Annotated in this window: 12 protein-coding genes and 1 tRNA gene; 6 read left to right on the top strand and 7 right to left on the bottom strand. The window is 68.3% G+C overall.

Going from position 1 to position 18,207, the window contains the following annotated elements; genetic code table 11:
- Positions 1-393: 393 nt before the first annotated feature.
- Genes FBZ90_RS13705 through FBZ90_RS13695 form a run of 3 tightly spaced genes read left to right on the top strand, consistent with a single transcriptional unit; the run spans position 394 to position 2,313 of the window.
- Positions 394-1,065: an RNA polymerase sigma factor gene (locus FBZ90_RS13705; RefSeq protein ID WP_145732913.1), complete on the top strand. Its 672-nt coding sequence runs from the start codon at positions 394-396 to the stop codon at positions 1,063-1,065.
- A gap of 10 nt (positions 1,066-1,075) precedes the next feature.
- Positions 1,076-1,633, top strand: a complete 558-nt coding sequence (locus tag FBZ90_RS13700; RefSeq protein WP_145732911.1) for a hypothetical protein — start codon at positions 1,076-1,078, stop codon at positions 1,631-1,633.
- A complete protein-coding gene (locus tag FBZ90_RS13695) occupies positions 1,630-2,313 on the top strand; it encodes a periplasmic heavy metal sensor (protein WP_145732908.1) in 684 nt (227 codons plus the stop codon). The genes FBZ90_RS13700 and FBZ90_RS13695 overlap by 4 nt, the downstream gene beginning before the upstream one ends.
- Positions 2,314-2,373: 60 nt before the next feature.
- Here the strand turns inward: FBZ90_RS13695 and FBZ90_RS13690 are convergent, their stop codons facing one another.
- Positions 2,374-4,653, bottom strand: coding sequence for a hybrid sensor histidine kinase/response regulator (locus FBZ90_RS13690; protein ID WP_145732905.1), 2,280 nt, complete (start codon positions 4,651-4,653; stop codon positions 2,374-2,376).
- A gap of 581 nt (positions 4,654-5,234) precedes the next feature.
- Here FBZ90_RS13690 and FBZ90_RS13685 point away from each other — a divergent pair.
- Together FBZ90_RS13685 and FBZ90_RS13680 are read left to right on the top strand one after the other, a co-directional pair.
- Positions 5,235-6,413 carry a hypothetical protein gene (locus FBZ90_RS13685; RefSeq protein WP_145732903.1) on the top strand — a complete coding sequence of 393 codons (1,179 nt, stop codon included), beginning with the start codon at positions 5,235-5,237 and terminating at the stop codon, positions 6,411-6,413.
- 58 nt (positions 6,414-6,471) lie between these two features.
- A complete protein-coding gene (locus tag FBZ90_RS13680) occupies positions 6,472-7,857 on the top strand; it encodes a hypothetical protein (protein ID WP_145732901.1) in 1,386 nt (461 codons plus the stop codon).
- Positions 7,858-7,995: 138 nt separating this feature from the next.
- Here FBZ90_RS13680 and acnA read toward each other — a convergent pair whose 3' ends face one another.
- The 5 genes from acnA to recQ form a co-directional block, all read right to left on the bottom strand.
- Positions 7,996-10,704, bottom strand: coding sequence for an aconitate hydratase AcnA (acnA, locus tag FBZ90_RS13675; RefSeq protein ID WP_145732899.1), 2,709 nt, complete (start codon positions 10,702-10,704; stop codon positions 7,996-7,998).
- A 329-nt stretch (positions 10,705-11,033) separates the two neighbouring features.
- Positions 11,034-11,681 (bottom strand): TerC family protein, encoded by a 648-nt coding sequence (locus tag FBZ90_RS13670; protein WP_145732897.1) that lies wholly within the window; start codon positions 11,679-11,681, stop codon positions 11,034-11,036.
- A gap of 881 nt (positions 11,682-12,562) precedes the next feature.
- Positions 12,563-13,261 carry a phosphate signaling complex protein PhoU gene (phoU, locus tag FBZ90_RS13665; RefSeq protein ID WP_145732895.1) on the bottom strand — a complete coding sequence of 233 codons (699 nt, stop codon included), beginning with the start codon at positions 13,259-13,261 and terminating at the stop codon, positions 12,563-12,565.
- A gap of 148 nt (positions 13,262-13,409) precedes the next feature.
- A tRNA-Thr gene (locus tag FBZ90_RS13660) sits at positions 13,410-13,484 on the bottom strand.
- A 346-nt stretch (positions 13,485-13,830) separates the two neighbouring features.
- Positions 13,831-15,855, bottom strand: a complete 2,025-nt coding sequence (gene recQ, locus FBZ90_RS13655; protein WP_246130399.1) for a DNA helicase RecQ — start codon at positions 15,853-15,855, stop codon at positions 13,831-13,833.
- A gap of 441 nt (positions 15,856-16,296) precedes the next feature.
- Between recQ and FBZ90_RS13650 the strand changes: the two genes are divergently transcribed.
- Entirely contained in the window at positions 16,297-17,559 is a 1,263-nt protein-coding gene (locus FBZ90_RS13650) for a polyhydroxyalkanoate depolymerase (protein WP_145732893.1), read from the top strand.
- A gap of 93 nt (positions 17,560-17,652) precedes the next feature.
- On the opposite strand, the gene FBZ90_RS13645 is transcribed toward FBZ90_RS13650, so the two are convergent.
- Positions 17,653-18,159 carry a hypothetical protein gene (locus FBZ90_RS13645; protein WP_145618743.1) on the bottom strand — a complete coding sequence of 169 codons (507 nt, stop codon included), beginning with the start codon at positions 18,157-18,159 and terminating at the stop codon, positions 17,653-17,655.
- Positions 18,160-18,207: the final 48 nt, after the last annotated feature.

The following is an 18,207-nucleotide window of genomic DNA, read 5'->3' as shown; positions in this document are numbered from 1 at the left end:
GGGTCCGGTCTTGTTGCCGGCCCTTCAATTATTGCGCGCGATGGTAGCCGAGCGGTCCGGCCGGGGTCACGGGCAAATCCGCCCCCGACCTCTGTTCCGCGGGCGGGGCTGCAATCGCGGTAGGTCGGGGGCGGCGCCGGGATGCGTGCGGGGGCGCGCATCCGGTCGGCCACGCCGTATCGGGGCTGGCGTGGCCGGCGTCGACGGGATCGGCGGTTTGGGGCAGGACCGTCCCCGTGACTATCCTTTTACGCCCCGCAGACGGTATCCCGTCTCGACCAGGCCGGATTTTATTTGACAACCTTACCGACAGGGCATTGCCCGCGGTCCGTATAAGGGGTCATGTATGCACTTCGCGACATAGACGTCCCGGGTCACTCTTCAGGGGAACTGATGGACGAATCCGTCCAGCCGGAGCCGCGCATCGGCGCAGCCTCGGCCGCTGACATCGCCGCGTCCCGGACCAGGTCCGGGGCCCTATCCGCGTCCATTCCGGGCGGCTCCCTGCCGGAACCGGGGGATGACGCCTTGCTGGCGCGCATCGCCCAGGGGGACCGCCAGGCTTTCGCCCTGCTGGCCGCCCGCCATGCGCCCAAGGCCATGAAGCTGGCCCAGCGCATCCTGGGCAACGCGGCCGACGCGGATGAGGTGGTGCAGGAGGCCTTGCTTCGGGTGTGGACGGGGGCCAAGAACTGGATTCCCGATGGCCGCGCCCGGTTTTCCACTTGGCTGCACCGCGTGGTGGTGAATTTATGTGTGGACCGGCGGCGGCGTCCCGCCTTCGCCGGGCTGGAAGGAATACCCGAGCCGCCTGACCCGACGCCATCCGCGGTGAATGTGATGGCGCGGCAACAGACGGCCAAATTGGTGTCGCAGGCATTGGCGGAGTTGCCGGAACGGCAGCGGTTGGCCGTCACGCTCTGCTATTACGAGGAACGCAGCGCCGCCGACGCTGCGCAAATCCTTTCCCTCTCTGTTTCGGCGGTGGAATCGCTGTTGGCCCGGGCCCGGCGCGCGTTGCGGGCGCGCCTGTCCGGTGTGGTTCAGGATACGGGTGAGGTCTAGGGGGTTGGTCATGGCTGACAGGGAATGGTCCACGGTGGACGTGGAGGATATCGCGGCGCTCACCGCGGTTTACGGCGGCAACCCCGCCCGCTGGCCGGCGGATCGCCGGGCCGCGGCGGTGCGTGCCCTGGCCGCGGACGGTGAGGCGCATGAGCTGGTGGTGAACGAGGCGCGGCTGGACGCGCTGCTGTCACTGGTGGCGGAGCCGGAGATTTCGGCCACCCGGGTGGATAGCGTGGTGGCCGGCGCGCTGGCGCGGCTGGATGCGATGGCCGTACCGGCGGCCAAGGCCGCGCCGCGCCGGCTGGACACCTTCCTGCCGTCGCCCTTCGACGTGGTGCGCGCGGCCCTGTCGTGGCTGAGCGTCCGGGCGCCCCAGGCCGGTTGGCTGGCCGGTGCCACGGCGGCCGGCATCATGGTGGGCGTCATGACCATGCCCGCCGCCACCCTGCCGATGTCTGAAACCGTGGCCCAGACGGCGGGAACGGTGGAGACGGCGCAGGCCGATGTCACGGACATGCCCAGCCTGCTGTTCACCTCTTACACGGTGGAGACCCACGCGCGATGAGTGTGTTTTCCAGCCGGTGGCGTGGGCCCCTGCTGATCGCGTCGGTCGGTATGAACCTGTTCCTGGCCGGCACCTTCATCCCCCACTTGTTGGGGCATCATGACGGCGGGCCGGGCCGCGAGCCCGCGCCGGGCCTGAACTATCGCCCGCGTCCCCTGGCCGACATCCTGCCGCCGGCCGATGCCGAGCTGTTGCAGAAGGCCATGGCGCCCGACCGCGCCGATTTCAAGGCGCTGGAGAAGCAGGCCCGCGAAAGCTGGGCCGAAATCCAGCCCCTGCTTGCGGCCGACACCTTCGACGCCCAGGCCTTCGCCGCCGCCCTGCAGAAGGTCGCCGATAGCCGCCGCGCCTTCGAGGCGTCGCGCCAGGCGGCGCTGATCGACGTCCTGTCCAAGATGTCGCCGGAAGGCCGCAAGAAGTTGTCGGAGCTGAAGGCCCCCTTCATCCTGGGGGGCATGCATGGGCCCCATCCGGATGGCCGGGGTCCGGAAGGGCGGGGACCGGATGGCCGTGGTGACGGCCGCTTCGACCATCCCCCCTTCCCGGACGGACCGCCGCCGCCGGATGATGGCGCCGATGGGCCCGGCCCGGCCGGCAATCCGGCGGTGACGCCCGCCAATCCCGGGGGCATCCCCCTGACGCCCCGGGCGCCGACCGCCACACCGGTGGCCCCGCACTGACCCCATCCCACCGCCAAGGCCCCGGAGCGATCCGGGGCCTTTCGCATCCCGGGGCGCGTCTCAGGCCACGGCGCTGTCGGCGGGGCGCTGGCTGCCCAGCCATTCCCCCAGCCAGTCGGCCAAGGCCGCCGCCGCCTGCTCGGCATTGCTTCGCAGGGTGCCGGCCAGGGCGCGCTGAATTTCCGGCGGATCGTCGCGCAGGGCTTGCTGCGCCCGTCGCGCCTCGGCCGACAGGCCGCTGAGGCCGACGTTGGCGGCGACGCCGTAAAGGGTGTGGACCGCCTGGCCGGCGCCCGGAAGATCGCCGGCCACCACCTTCTCCACGAAACGATCCGCCGTTTCGACCAGGGTACGCGCGGTGATCGTGATGAACTCCGGCATATCCTGGGCGCCGATGGCTTGGGCCACGGTCTCGATCTGCCGCGCGTCCAGAACGGCATCCGCCGCGTCGGGCTCGGCGCTCGGCCAGACATGGGTGCCCCGGGCGGTCCACGCCTTGTGCATGGCCTCGACCAAGGCGTCGGGGCGGATGGGCTTGGTGACGAAGCCATCCATGCCCGCCGCCAGGCAGTGGTCGCCGTCGGTCGCATCGGTGTTGGCGGTGGTGGCCACCACCGGGACGCGCGCGCGGCTGCCGTCCGGCAGGGCGCGGATGCGGCGGGTCGCCTCCAGCCCGTCGATGCCCGGCAACTGCATGTCCATCAGCACCAGGTCGAAGCGGCCCTGCGCCACGAGGCGGACGGCGGCGGCGCCATCGGCCACCACGGTGACCGCGTGTCCCCGTGCCCGCAACAGGGCATCCAGCACGACCTGGTTGGCGGTCACATCCTCAACCACCAGGACGGCCAGGGGGGGCAGGCACAGGGGCGGGGCGTCGGTATTCCGGGCGATGGCCACCTCATCTTCGGGCTCAGCGGTTGGAATGGTGAACCAGAAATGGCTGCCGTTGCCCGGGCGGCTGCGAAAGCCGATCTCGCCCCCCATGGCCTGGACCAGGCGCTTGGCGATGGCCAGGCCCAGCCCGCTGCCGCCATAGCGGCGCGTGACCTCGACACTGGCCTGGCTGAAGGTTTCGAACAGGCGCCCCTGTGACGCCTCGGGCACCCCCATCCCGGTGTCCGACACGATAATGCCGAATTGCATGCGTCCGTCGTCCAGGCGGTCGGCGGAGGCGCTGATGCGCACCCAGCCACGGTCGGTGAACTTGATGGCGTTCCCCACCAGGTTCAGCAGCACCTGGCGCAGGCGCAACGGATCGCCCATCAGCCGCGCGGGAAAGGCCTGGCTGGTGCGCAGCTGCAGGTCCAGCCCCTTCTCCGCCGCGCGGCCGACCATCAGTTTCAGCACCCCGTCCAGCAGCGCGGCCGTGTCGAAGGGGCGTTGGTCTATCTCCAGCTTGCCAGCCTCCACCTTCGACAGGTCCAGCACGTCATTCAGGATGGCCAACAGCGATTCGCCCGACTCGTGCACGGTGCGGACGTAGTCGCGCTGTCGCATGGACAGCCCCGTTTCCAGCAGCAATTGGGTCAGGCCCAGGATGCCGGTCATGGGGGTGCGGATTTCATGGCTCAGCGTGGCCAGGAAGCCGGACTTGGCGTCGTTGGCCTGGTCGGCCGCCCGCTTGGCGGCGGCGAGGTCCAGCTGCATCTCCAGCATATGGCGCATGCGTCGGCAGATCTGGCGGCCCATCCGGTAGATGAACACCGAATAGAGCAGGCTGCCCAGAACCAGGGCCATACCGGGGGCCCCGCCCCGTGCCGTGCCGCTTTCCTCGGCCAGCGTGGCGCCGGCCAGGACCAGCAGCGCCAGGGCCGGCGGCACCATTTGCAAACCCAGCATCAAGGGATGCGGTATCGTTCCACAGGTGCGCAGCGCCATGGCCGTGCCCATGATAAGCATCAGCAAGCATCGACCGGCCAAGTCATGGTCGGGCCAGGCGAACAGGGGCAGCAGGCCCCACACCGCGGACGTGGCGAAGCGCGCGGCGGCCAGCACCCACAACCAGGGACGCGGATCGGTCAGGCTGTTGGCCCGGACCAGGAAACGCTGGAACACCAGTTGCGATATGCCCGCCGCCCCGATCGACAGCAGTGACCAGACGACGACGGCCGGCCAGGGCGCCCACGTGGCGATTCCGCCGGCGACGACGACCGTCAGCAGGGGCAGCAGCCAGACATCATCGCGATGGTTCAGCGCCATCAGGATAAGCTGGCCCAGTTCGACCAGCAGCGGGCGGGCAATGGTCGGGGCGCGGTCGCCCAGCGCTTCCAGGGGGTCGGTGGCAGGGCCGCCGATCAGCGGGCCGGTCCATCGCCGCAATCCCGGTTCCAAGCGCCGCACGTCCGGTATTCCCCGTGGTCTGTTCCGGGTGTTGGTCCATTCGGGGATGATCCCCCCAGCGTCCCGGTGCCGGAAGGGTCTACTGCCATGGGATGCGGGTGCCGGGGGGCGATGCCGCCCGGTGAAGGCCGCGGTCGGCCCTGAACCCGTCAATTTCCATGCGAAATCCCCGGGGCCGACTGTACGACGGCGGCGGAAATTGGCCAATCACATTTGCGAATCCCTTGCGTAATTAAAGATCAGAAAAGATCTGTAAAATTTTAAACACCCCTCTCCGCCCAGCCTTCGTCAGCGCCGCCGGCGCAAGTGGAAAGGCTCGGTCGAGGCCGTCAATCAGCGGTTGTTGGTCGGCGTTTGTCGCGAGAGCCCCGGGGAAATGGGATGCGGTCGTGTGAAGGGTGCCTTTTTTCTTGCATTACAGGGCACAAGCGCCGGAAGAATTCGCCGGGGGTAGAAATTGAATCGGCCGGATCGGCCGTGGTAACCATTAGTCCGTCGAGAACTCGCGGCCGGTGCAAACCGTTTGCCGTGCCGGGACCCGTGGGGTCATAATTCCGGTCTCTTGCAGGGGGCAGGGTGGCATGTTTCGGAAGGTGATGGGCTGGATTGCCGGCAAGGGGGATGACACGTCGCCTCCGCCGGATGCTGTCCTTTCCGCCGACGGGGCCAGTGGCGGCGCCCTGCGGGCAGACGGGGGGCACGGTCAAAGCGGGGCCGGCTTCGCCGATGCCGGCCGCAGCCCTGTGTTTTCCTCCCGTGCGGTGCGGGACGCCGCCGTCGTCACCTCCACCATCGACACCATCCGCCGCTACGTCGCGGGTGAGGAACAGGCCGAAGGGCTGGTCCGCAAGCTGCAGTCCTTGTCGACCGAGCAGTTCGGCTTCCTGCAGATCAGCATCGACCCGGCCCTGACCGCCAAGGCCCTGGCCCAGCTGGGGGACGGGCGCGCCGCCAGCGCCACCACGCTGCGCCGCCTGCTGAGCGATATCGGCGATGGGGGAAAGCCCGCGGGCGAGGGCGGGCCAACCGCCCCGTCCGAAGCCTCCCCATCCGGCCCATCTGGATCCAAACCGCCTCTGTCCAGGGGCGAGGCGGAGATATCCGCCGCCTCGTCGCCGGTGGCCCCGCCAGCGCCGGTCATGACGGCCACGGCGTCCGCCCCGCTGTCGGTTCCGGCGCCGCCCGCGTCGGCCCCTCCGGCCCCGGGCCCGCAGCCGTCGCGCACGGGCCCGCTGTTCACCACCCTGGCGGCCAAGGGGCGCGATGCCCTCACCCGTGATGCCCATCCGGCGGACCGGGCGGAAATGCGGGCCGTACCCACGCCCACCCCCCGGGTGCCCGGGGCCTTGTCCTTGCGCGCGGCGCCGCCGACGCCGGTGCGGGCCTCGGCCGTGGCGGGCACGCTGCCGGCGCAACCCCTGTCCACCCCCAGCCGCCCGACACCGATCCACGCGCCCGTGACCGTGTCGGCCGTGACCGTTCCGGGCGGCGCACGCATGGCCACCAATCCCGTCGCCGCCGCCCGTGTCACCCTGCACGGCCCCAAGCCCAGCCCCGCCGCCGTTTCCAATCCGGAGGGCGCGGCGCCCCTGGCCGCGCCCGTGGTCGTGCCGCCGCCCCGTGTCTCCTCCGACGCGCCGGTGCCGCCGCCCCAGCCGCCGGTGGCGCGGCGTCCGGCCGCGGCCGTGCCACGCATGCCGCGCGAACAGGCGGACAAGCGCCGGGCGCGTCTGCTAGAAGCGATTGCCGGCGAGTTGTGACGCCCCTTGTGACACCTATGCCCGCCAGCCCCCCTCCCCGATCCTCGTGAGCGATGCCATGACCGACGAGCACCGTGACGCCCCAGGCCCTGATGGCGACGCCGGTTCGGCAGCCCCCGGCGCCGTGCCGGCCACCCCGGCCGCGCCGTCCCCCGACATCGAGGTGTCATCGCCTCCCGTGCCGGCCGCCGTGCGCGAGGGGGAGATCGACGACGGGGTTGACCCCTTCGATTACGCTGAATCCATCGTCCGCGACTTGGCGCTGCATGTCGGCGGCCGCCTGCGTGACCTGCGCAATGACCTGACGGCCATGCATTCCGCCGTCGTTTCGCTACCGGAAACGATGCGGATCAACGCGCTGGGACAGTCGATCCAGGAACTGCGGGAGCGGGTGGCCCACCTGACCGGCGTGGTCAGCCATCACGCCGGCCGGCCGGCGGAAGAGGCGGAGCGCCTGGCCCGCGGCGTCGGCGAGCTGTCGAACACCCTTCAGGACGTGACCCAGCGGGTGGGCGTGCTGGAGAATTGGCTCAGCCATGCCAAGGCCGTGAACGGCGTGCGCCTGCCCGATCTGCCCCCCGGCCCTCTGCCGGAACAGTTGAACAACCTGGTCGACCATCTGCACGAATCGCTGCTGCGCGTCGTCAACGCCGTGCGCGCCACGCAGTTGGATGTGCGCGACCTGCGCGATCAGGTCAGGGGTGGTGTTCCCGCCCTGCCGCCGCCGGCCGCCGAGGGCAAGGTGGCCGAGGGCAGGGCGACCGACGCGAAGGCGACCGTCCCCGACACGGGTGCGGTGCAGGCGCTGGCCGGTCGGCTGGACGCGGTGGAGGAGAAGCTGCGTCGGGCGCCCGCGTCCGCGCCAGCCGACCGGGCCGATGGCGGCACCGCCGGCCTCGCTTCCCTGGTGTTCGGCGCCTGGCCCAGCCTGATGCGGCCCACGGGGGCGGAGGCGCTGGCCCAGGCCGTTGCGTCCGTGCTGGATAGCGTGGGTCATATCCTGGGCGGCACCGTGCAACTGCCGCAGACGCCGCAGGATGGCGGCCTGGTGGCCGTGGCCACGGGCCGGCACCGCGGCATGCCGCTGGCCATCCTGGTGGGGGTTGAGGATCTGGTGGGCCGCCACTGGGTGCTGGGGGAGGAGGGCGACACCCTCAGCGACAGCGGCTTCCCCCGCGTCTCCACCCTGCGCGGCCTGATGAACGCGGCGGCGCTGGTGGAAAAGAGCCGGCCGGGCACCCTGGCCGTCTCCATCCTCATCTACGGCAACGGCGTCATCAGCCAGGCGCCGACGCGTGACGCCCTGTCCACCCTGGCCCAGGCCGCCGGCATCCCCGGCGCCGCTGGCCGCACCCTGCTGGTGGCGGCGGGCGACCTGACGGCCGCCGGCCTGCTGCCTGTCCACGAGGTTGGTGGCGCCGTCAGCGACCTGCAGTTCGACTGATCCGGCTCCATACATGGAGCCAAAAGGAAAGGGGCGCTACCCGGCTGGGTGGCGCCCCTTTCCTTTTCGCTCCGGCATGTTCCAAGGAAGGCCGGAAGGCTCGGCAGTCCAGAGGACCGCCGAGCCCGTAACAACTGCTTACTCGGCCGCCTGGGGCTGGTTAAGCATGTTGCGCAGCACGTACTGCAGGATGCCGCCGTGCTTGAAGTAGTCGACCTCGTCCAGGGTGTCGATGCGGCACAGCACCGGCACGGTGTCGACCTTGCCATCCGCGCGGGTGATGGTCAGGGTCAGGTCCATGCGGGGCTTCAGGCCGGCCTCGACGCCGGTGATGTCGATGACCTCGGTGCCGTCCAGGCCCAGGGTCTTGCGGCTGGCGCCGTCTTTGAACTGCAGGGGCAGGACGCCCATGCCCACCAGGTTGGACCGGTGGATGCGCTCAAAGCTCTCGGCCACCACGGCGCGGACGCCCAGCAGTCGGGTGCCCTTGGCCGCCCAGTCGCGGGACGAGCCGGTGCCGTACTCCTGACCGGCGAACACCACCAGCGGGGTGCCATCGGCCTGGTACTTCATGGCGGCGTCGTAGATCGACATGACGTCGCCGGTGGGGATGTACTTGGTCACGCCGCCTTCGACGCCCGGGACCATTTCGTTCTTGATGCGGATGTTGGCGAAGGTGCCGCGCATCATGACTTCGTGGTTGCCGCGGCGGGCGCCGTAGCCGTTGAAGTCCACCGGCTCCACGCCGTGGCTGATCAGGTAGGTGCCAGCGGGGCTGGTCTTCTTGATCGACCCGGCGGGGGAGATGTGGTCGGTGGTGATGCTGTCGCCCAGGATGGCCAGGGGACGGGCCTTCTTCACGTCATGCACCGCACCCGGGGTGGTGGTCATGCCTTCGAAGATGGGCGGCAGCTTCACATAGGTGCTGTCGTCTTCCCACTTGTAGGTCAGGCCGGTGGCGGTCTCGATGGACTGCCACTGCTGCGGACCCAGGAACACGTTGGCGTAGCGCGAGCGGTACATCTCCGGGGTCAGGGACTTGGAGATGGCGTCCTCGATCTCGGCGCTGCTCGGCCAGATGTCCTTCAGGAAGACGTCCTTGCCGTCCTTGCCCTTGCCCAGCGGCTCGGTGGTCAGGTCCTTGCGCAGGGAGCCCGCCAGGGCGTAGGCCACCACCAGCGGCGGGGAGGCCAGGTAGTTGGCCTTCACCTGCGGGTTCACGCGGCCTTCGAAGTTGCGGTTGCCCGACAGGACAGAGCAAGCCAGCAGGTCGTTGGCATCCACCGCGGCGCCGATGGCGTCGGGCAGCGGACCGGAGTTGCCGATGCAGGTGGTGCAGCCGTAGCCGACCAGGTTGAAGCCCAGCTTGTCCAGGAACGGGGTCAGGCCGGCGGCGTTCAGGTAGTCGGTCACGACCTGGCTGCCGGGGGCCAGCGAGGTCTTCACCCACGGCTTCGTGGCCAGGCCGGCCTCGACCGCCTTCTTGGCCAGCAGGCCGGCGGCGACCAGCACGTTGGGGTTGGAGGTGTTGGTGCAGCTGGTGATGGCCGCGATCACCACGTCGCCGTGGTCGACCGTGAAGTCCTCACCGGCGACCTTGGCCGGGTTGCTGGCGGGCTTGCCGGCGTAGTCCTTGGCGAACACGCCCTCGAACTCGGTCTTGGCGTTGGACAGCAGCACGCGGTCCTGCGGGCGCTTCGGGCCGGCCAGCGAGGACTCGACGCTGTTCAGGTCCAGTTCCAGCGTGTCGGTGAACACCGGCTCGGGGCTGTTGGCGTCGCGCCACATGCCCTGGGCCTTGGCGTAGGCTTCCACCAGGGCGACGCGGTCGGCGTCACGGCCGGTGAAATTCAGGAAGCGGATGGTCTCGGCGTCGATCGGGAAGATGCCGCAGGTGGCGCCGTATTCCGGGGCCATGTTGGCGATCGTCGCGCGGTCGGCCAGGGTCAGGGCGTCCAGGCCGGGGCCGTAGAACTCCACGAACTTGCCCACCACGCCCTTCTTGCGCAGCATCTGGGTGACGGTCAGCACCAGGTCGGTCGCCGTGGCGCCTTCCTTCAGCTTGCCCGTCAGGCGGAAGCCGATGACTTCCGGGATCAGCATGGAGATGGGCTGGCCCAGCATGGCCGCCTCGGCCTCGATGCCGCCCACGCCCCAGCCCAGCACGCCCAGGCCGTTCACCATGGTGGTGTGGCTGTCGGTGCCGACCAGGGTGTCGGGGTAGGCGACGGTGGCGCCGGTCTGGTCGCCGTCGGTCCACACGGTCTGGGCCAGGTACTCAACGTTCACCTGGTGGCAGATGCCGGTGCCGGGCGGCACGACGCGGAAGTTGTTGAAGGCCTTCTGGCCCCAGCGCAGGAACGCGTAGCGCTCGCCATTGCGCTGGAATTCGACGTCGACGTTCTTCTGGAAGGCGTCGGGGCCGCCGAAATAGTCCACCATCACCGAGTGGTCGATGACCAGGTCGACGGCGGTCAGCGGGTTGATGCGCTCCGGCTTGCCACCCAGGCCCACCATGGCCTCGCGCATCGCGGCCAGGTCGCACACGGCGGGAACGCCGGTGAAGTCCTGCATCAGCACGCGGGCGGGGCGGTAGGCGATCTCACGGTCGCTGCGGCGGTCGACCAGCCACTGGGCGGCGGCCTTCACGTCGTCGACGCTGACGGTGCGGCCGTCCTCGAAGCGCAGCAGGTTCTCCAGCAGCACCTTCAGGCTGTAGGGCAGGCGGGACAGGTCGCCCAGGCCGGCTTCCTCAGCCGCCTTGAGGCTGAAGTAGTCATAGCTCTTGCTGCCGACGCTCAGGCTGCGGCGGGTTTTCAGCGTGTCGTGACCGGTGATCGTGGACACAGGAGTGGCCTCCTAGGGGAAGGGGATGGTACCGCGCCGCCGGCACCCTTCAGCGGGTGTCATGGCCAGCGATGCGGACGGCCATTCCGACACCCTTCGCGACGTCCCCTTATTGAGACCCTTATGAAATAAGAATACCGGGCTGGGGACGCCCTTGATCGAAAGGTTTGCGCGGAAAGGCGCGCGCGCGAGGTTTACCGCTTTTTGCGCCTGCGATCAAATGCCCGGACGGTTGCGGTGGGGGCGACATCGCATGCCTCCCCTGCCGAGATTCCCCAGCCCTGCGCCCAAGGCGCGACAGCCGCCGCGACCATCCAGCCACGGGCCGCTTAAATCCGTTTGATCATGTCGATCAGGGGCTGGGCGAAGGGCGCCACCTCCGTCCCGCCGTCCCAGATCATGTGACAGGCGACGTAGGCGATGATGGCCAGGCCGATGTAGGAGATCCAGAAATAGCGGGCCAGCAGCCGGGCGATCAGCGTGGCGGCCGCCCCCATCAGTGCCACCGACAGCACCAGGCCCAGCACCATGACCCGGGTGTGGTCCTCCGCGGCGCCGGCCACCGCCAGCACATTGTCCAGCGACATGGAGACGTCGGCCAGCGCGATCTGCCGGATGGCGACGCCCACGCTTTTGCCCGCGACCGGCGCCATGGGCGAGTCGCGCCCCTCCACCGCCGCCGTGGTGGCCTGCTCCTTGCCATGCTGGCGCAGTTCCCGCCACAGCTTCCAGCAGACCCACAGCAACAGGATGCCACCGGCCAGCGTCAGGCCGATGATGTCCAACAGGCGTGTGGCCAGCAGGGCGAAGCCGATTCGCAACAGCACGGCCACGCCGATGCCCCAGAAGATGACCTTACGCCGCTTTTCCGCCGGCACGCCGCTCGCCGCCATACCCACCACCAGGGCGTTGTCCCCGGCTAGGACAAGGTCAATGAGAAGCACCTGGATCAGGGCGGTCAGTTCAGCAAGCAGCATGGGGTACAGCCGTTCCGGTCGTGGATCGACCCTTAATAGCACGGCTGCGGCATAAGCGCGCGTCGCATTGCGACGCGTATATCGCCCAATAAGCCTGAACCGGGGGCGCAACGGCCGCGCTTTAGACTGGCCTCAACTGGAACCGGGCAGCGACGGGCTAGAAACGATGCGGTGAGTAGAATGTATTTTGGATAAAATACGGCCCGCACACTTCAAGAAGTGGCGGGCCGAGAGTTTTGGCAGTTGGGTCCTGCTCTGTGATACAGGACACATTACGTAAAACCCATGGCGTAAAAGATGTCAAGCAATGAACCTGTAGCAAAAGGATATGTATTGTTTTACGCGACGCCGCGTCTGCGAAAGTTCCCTGGGGCCGTAGCTCTATACCCAAATGATGAACGTGTTAATTCATAAGGGGTGAACCTGAGGTTGGGGTTGATTTAGCAACTTCAAAGGGCCCCGGCGTCGCGGAATTAAGGTAAGGGCTTCACTGAAAAAGGGAAAAGAATCAGCGTTGGCCGGGCTGGGCCACACGCGATTCGCGAATCCCTCCCGCGCCCGTCGCGGGTCGCAGGTACGGCTCCGTCGACCTCCCACACGGCATGGGGCGGCAAAACCGCCTGAAAACGAAGCAGGTGGGGGTAATGATTAAAAATCGGGCCGGTGCACCAGGCGCCGACCTCGTGAGAGCCGCAGGGCTGCGGGAAATTCAAGTCAGGATATCGGGCTGGCCCGGGCGTCAATCCGGCCGGGGCCAGCCGCGTCGGCACCACTACAGGGGGATGGGATCAGGTCGACCCCCTGGTCGTGTGACTCCGCTCCACCATGAGCAGGTTCCGAGCAAGAGGCGATCATGACGGATCACCTCTTGTCCTGGACGGTCAGTGGGCTTCGCCGCCGCGGGGGCGTGCCGGTTCCACCAGCGTGCCGGTGGCGTCGAACTGCACCATCTCGGCGATGTTGGTGGCGAGGTCGCCCACGCGCTCCAGGTTCTTGGCGATGAACTGCAGGCTGGTGCAGGCCTCGATAAGGCTGGCGTCCTTGGCGACGAAGGCGAAAATCTCCTGCGTAACGCCGGCGTGCATGTCGTCCAGCTCCTGGTCGCGGCGCCACACTTCGGCGGCCAGGGCGGTGTCGCGGCGGGTGAAGGCCTCGATGGCGCTGGCCAGCTGGCGCCGCGCCAGCTCCGACAGGCGGCCCACCGAGGCGGTGGCGGCGATGGCGGGAACGGCGTTCAGCACCAGGGCGCGCTTGGCCATGTTCTTGGCGTAGTCGCCCACGCGCTCCAGGGCGTTGGCGGCCTTCAGGGCGGCCAGGGTGTGGCGCAGGTCGATGGCCATGGGATGGCGCAGGGCCAGCAGGCGGATGATCAGGCTCTCCACCTCATGCTCCAGGGCGTCCAGCACCTGATCCTGGGCCACCGTCTCGCGTGCCAGCGCGTCGTCGCGGCCCAGCACGGCGCGGGTCGCCTGTTCCAGCTGCTGTTCGGCCCGGCCGCCCATTTCCGCCAGCAGCGCGTCCAGCCGCTGCAGTTCGTTTTCGTAAGAGGTGACGATGTGACGGGGCAGCTGCTCGGACATGGGCGGTGCATCCAGAAGGGTGGAAACCAGGGTGGCGCCACCATACCGTCATCGTATTGCAATCGTGCGACCGTCCGTCGCAGGGAACGGCAAATCAACGCCCGGTTGGACGCGGTTTGGCTCAGCGATGCGGGAATGACGGGAAGGATGGTGCCCCAAGTCGGATTTGAACCAACGGCCTACCGCTTACGAAGCGGTTGCTCTACCACTGAGCTATTGGGGCGCCCCTTGGAATGGAGGGGGGTATTAGCAGACCGAAACGCGGATGGCAACAGCGCGGTGCGATTTTGAGGTTATTTAGTGCTTCGTTCGCCCTCAGACGCTGGGCGGCCACATCCGTGGCCTAGGCTTGTCCTCGGTTCCAGTCCACTGCGTTCCCCGGAAACCTGTGGCGGACGCGGTCGCGTCCTTGTCGCTACGCTCCAGGTGCGCCCGGCAGGTTGCACGAGCGTTCCCATGGAACTGGGCCAGGCCGCGACTGCGGCCGCCGCAGCGAGCACCGCAGGGCGCAGCGAGGAAGCCAAGCCGGCGGATGCCGGCGCCCGGCGTTTGAGGGAGGAAAACAAAACTCAGCCATCCGCCAGGATGGCGTCCAAAAACGTCGCGCCATAGCGTTCCAGCTTGCGCACACCCACGCCGGGCAGCAGGCCCAGGCCGGTCAGGTCGCGCGGGCGGCTGATCACCATTTCCATCAGCGTGCTGTCGTGGAAGATGACGTAGGGCGGCACGCCCTGGGCCTTGGCCAGTTCCAGGCGCACGGCCTTCAACTTGTGCCACAGCTTGTCGTCCGGCGGGGCCAGCGAGGGGCCGGTGCGCCCGCCGCTCGTCCGTCCGCCGCCGCGCCGGCCATCGCCCGACAGCACGGCGCGGTCACGGCGCAGGCGCACGGTTTCCTGCCCCTTCAGCACGGACGCCGCCTGATCGGTCAGCATCAGGCCGCCATGCCCCTCCGGATCGGCCGTCAGGTGGCCCAGCGCCACCAACTGGCGGAACACCGTCTGCCAATCGCTTTTCGAGATGTCGGCGCCGCAGCCGAAGGTCTTCAGCTGTTCATGGCCAAAGCGCACCACCTTTTCCGTGGCGCCGCCGCGCAGCACGTCGATCAGGTGGCCCACGCCGAACTTCTGGCCGGTGCGATAGACGGCCGACAATGCCTTCTGCGCCGCCACCGTGCCGTCCCAGGTTTCCACCGGCTCAAAACAGGTGTCGCAGTTGCCGCAATTGCCCGGGTGCTCCTCCCCGAAATAGGTCAGCAGCACCTGGCGGCGGCAATGCGCGGTCTCGCAGAAGCCCAGCAGGGCGTCCAGCTTGCGCCGTTCCGTCCGCTTGTGCTGGGCGCTGCTGTCCGACGCGTCCATCATCTGGCGCAGCATGACCACGTCCTGCAGGCCGTACAGCATCAGGGCGTTGGCGGCCAGGCCGTCGCGGCCGGCGCGCCCGGTTTCCTGGTAATAGGCCTCCAGGCTCTTGGGCGCGTCCATGTGCACCACGAATCGGACGTTGGGCTTGTCGATGCCCATGCCGAAGGCGATGGTCGCCACCACCACCACGCCTTCGCCCTTGATGAAGCGGTCCTGGTTGGCCTGGCGCACGGCCGGGTCCAGGCCGGCGTGATAGGGCAGGGCGTCCAGCCCCTGTTCCTTCAGCCAGTCGGCCAGCGCCTCCACCCGGGCGCGCGACAGGCAATAGACGATGCCCGCGTCCTCCGCATGGTGGCGGCGGATGAAGTCCAGCAGCTGCCGGCGCTCGTTGTCCTTGGGCGCCACGCGATAGGTGATGTTGGGCCGGTCGAAGCTGGAGACGAACTGCCGCGCCTCGCCCAGGGCCAGGCGCTCCACGATGTCGGCCTGGGTCTGCGCGTCGGCCGTGGCCGTCAGCGCGATGCGCGGCACGGTGGGGAAACGCTCATGCAGCACCGACAGCTGCAGATATTCCGGCCGGAAGTCGTGGCCCCACTGGCTGACGCAATGCGCCTCATCCAAGGCGAACAGGGAGAGGCGCGAGCGCTCCAGCAGTTCCAGGAAGCGCGGGGTCACCAGCCGCTCCGGCGCCACGTACAGCAGGTCCAGGTCACCGCGCTCGCACGCCCGCTCCACATCCAGCGCCTCGCGCCAGTCGAGGGTGGAGTTGAGATAGGCGGCCCGCACGCCCGCCTGGCGCAGCGTGTCCACCTGGTCGCGCATCAGGGCGATCAGGGGGCTGACGACGATGGCCACGCCCGGCCGGGCCAGGGCCGGGATCTGGAAGCACAGCGACTTGCCACCGCCGGTGGGCATCAGCACCAGGGCGTCGCCGCCCTGGATGACATGGGTGATGATGTCTTCCTGGTTGCCGCGGAAGGCGGAATAGCCGTAGACGCGCTTCAGGATGTCCCGCGCCGTCGCCACCGGGTCGCGCGTGCCCTGGGGGGCCTCATCCTCCAGCCAGTCGCCGTGGATGATGCTGGGCTCCGGCAGGTCGCCATAATGGTCGGGCACGAAGTCGCCCATATCCGGGTGACCCATATCAGGATAGCCGGAGTCCGGCGTACCGGGATCCTGGTCGAACAGGGCGAGGGGAAGGGGCCGGGCGTGGGACATGACGGCTCTGGGCATGGCCGGGTCCCACCAGCGGAAGATGCCGCGAATGGGGCCAGGGATAGCGGGTGCGTGCTTAGGATAAGCCAATATCTAGGGGTGCCAAGGGGCCGCTGTCCACTGCTTCCTGTGGCGTCGCCCACCGTGGGCGGAACATCCCGCGAACGCCGGGAGTTCTTGTCTGGACTCGAAAAAGCCGGCCGCAGCGGGGAAAAAGTGGTTCCGTTGCGGAAATGTGACCGCTATCGTTCGTCGCCTTCATTAAGGACCTTTTCATCCTTACCCAGCTAGGGTAATGGACGAGGCATAGTTGGAAGGCCGCCTACCCCTCCGGATATAGGTTCCGGTGGATGTGGGGTAGCGGCGCGCCTGGGGCCGCCAACGCGGCAAAGCCTATTTATTCCCGAGACGCCGCCCCGCAGCGCGGGTCGTACGGCGCCGCCACGTCCAATGACGAGGATGATCCGCGTGCTTTACCAGCTGTTTGACCTGCACCATGCCGCCCTCACCCCCCTCCGCCTGGTGGCGGAGGCGACGCAGGCGACGTTCCGCCACCCCTTCGTGCCCGCGTCCTACACCGGCATGGGCCGCGCCATGGCCGCCGCTGGCGAGCTGATCGAGCGCACGACCCGACGTTGGGGCAAGCCGGAGTTCGGCCTCAACATCACCCATATCGACGGGCGCGAGGTCGCGGTCACGGAAAAGGCGGCGCTGCGCAAGCCCTTCTGCGTGCTGCGCCATTTTGAGCGCGCGACACCGCACAGCGATCCCAAGGTGCTGGTGGTGGCCCCCATGTCAGGCCACTACGCCACCCTGCTGCGCGGCACGGTGGAGGCGCTGCTGCCGGCCCACGACGTGTACATCACCGATTGGGTGGACGCGAAGCTGGTGCCGCTGGCCCGCGGCCGCTTCGATTTCGACGACTACGTCGAATACGTGATGGATTTCATCCGCTTCCTGGGCCCGGACACCCATGTCATCGCCGTCTGCCAGCCGGCCGTGCCGACCCTGGTCGCCGCCGCCGTCATGGCTCAGACCGCCGACGACTGCCAGCCGCGCAGCATGACCCTGATGGGCGGGCCCATCGACACCCGCGTGTCACCCACCCAGGTGACCCAACTGGCGGAAACCCGCGACATCGGCTGGTTCGAGCGTACGGTGACCACCACCGTCCCGCCCTACTATCCCGGCGCCATGCGCCATGTGTACCCCGGCTTCGTCCAGCTCACCGGCTTCATGTCCATGAACCTGGACCGGCATGTCGGCGAGCATATGAAGATGTTCAATCACCTGGTGCGCGGTGACGGCGAAAGCGCCGAGGCGCACCGCCGCTTCTATGATGAATACCTGTCGGTCATGGATCTGACGGCGGAATTCTACCTGCAGACCGTCAATCTGGTGTTCCAGGAACATGCCCTGCCCAAGGGCACCCTGCACTACCGCGGCATGCGGGTCGACCCCTCGGCCATCAAGAAGACGGCCCTGTTCACGGTGGAGGGGGAGCTGGACGACATCTCCGCCCCCGGCCAGACGGTGGCGGCGCACGCCCTGTGCGCCGGCCTGCCGGAAGAGATGAAGCAGCACCACCTGCAGCTGGGCGTTGGCCATTACGGCATCTTCAACGGCCGCCGCTGGCGTGAACACATCATGCCGCGGGTGCGGTCCTTCATCCGCAGCCACGACAAGGCGGCGGCCCAACCGCGCCGCGACGCCGCCGTCTGATCGACGGTCGCAGGCGCTGAAATGGCAAGGGCGGTCCCGCCGGGGCCGCCCTTTCATTTATCCGCTTGACCCTTGGCCAGAGTGCCGGACAACTTAGTCCCTGGGCGATGGCACGACGCAGGTGGGGCTGATCACCCCGTCAGCCTTCATACGGTCCAACAGAAGGTGGGCCATGCGCCGGCCAAGGTTGCCGACATCGTAGAAATGGATGTCGGCCTGCCATACGCCGGTCTTGCTGCCCACGACGAACATCTCCGCGACATAACTGGTAAAGGCCATGCTTCCACCGCTCTGGGCTTTCAGCCAGTGGAAATCCAGAATGGCATCGGGCTTGAAAGCCGCGATCTTCTGCCGGGTCGTGTCCTGCAGATCCAGCGGATCCCGGAAGAGGAACTCAACCTCAGTGCCGCACGCAGACAGGGTCTTCGTCACCAAGGCCGCGAACTCGTCGCTGCCCTCGTCCTTGGAAGTGCGCAAGTCATCGCCGACATTCGCCACGATGAACAGCCGGCTGGTCTGGCCGGTAAAATTCGGTCGTTTGATTGACGTCGCCTCAGGCGGGGCCGTGCCACAGGCGGAAACCAGGGCCGCCATCGCCATGGCGGGCCAAATCCGCTGAAGACGTGCGAAAAGAGTGATTTTGGAAGG

It is taken from the genome of Nitrospirillum pindoramense (genome assembly GCF_007827955.1).
Taxonomy (GTDB): domain Bacteria; phylum Pseudomonadota; class Alphaproteobacteria; order Azospirillales; family Azospirillaceae; genus Nitrospirillum; species Nitrospirillum amazonense_B.
Note: the sequence above shows the minus strand (reverse complement) of the source record. Positions and strands in the feature narration are given on the sequence as shown.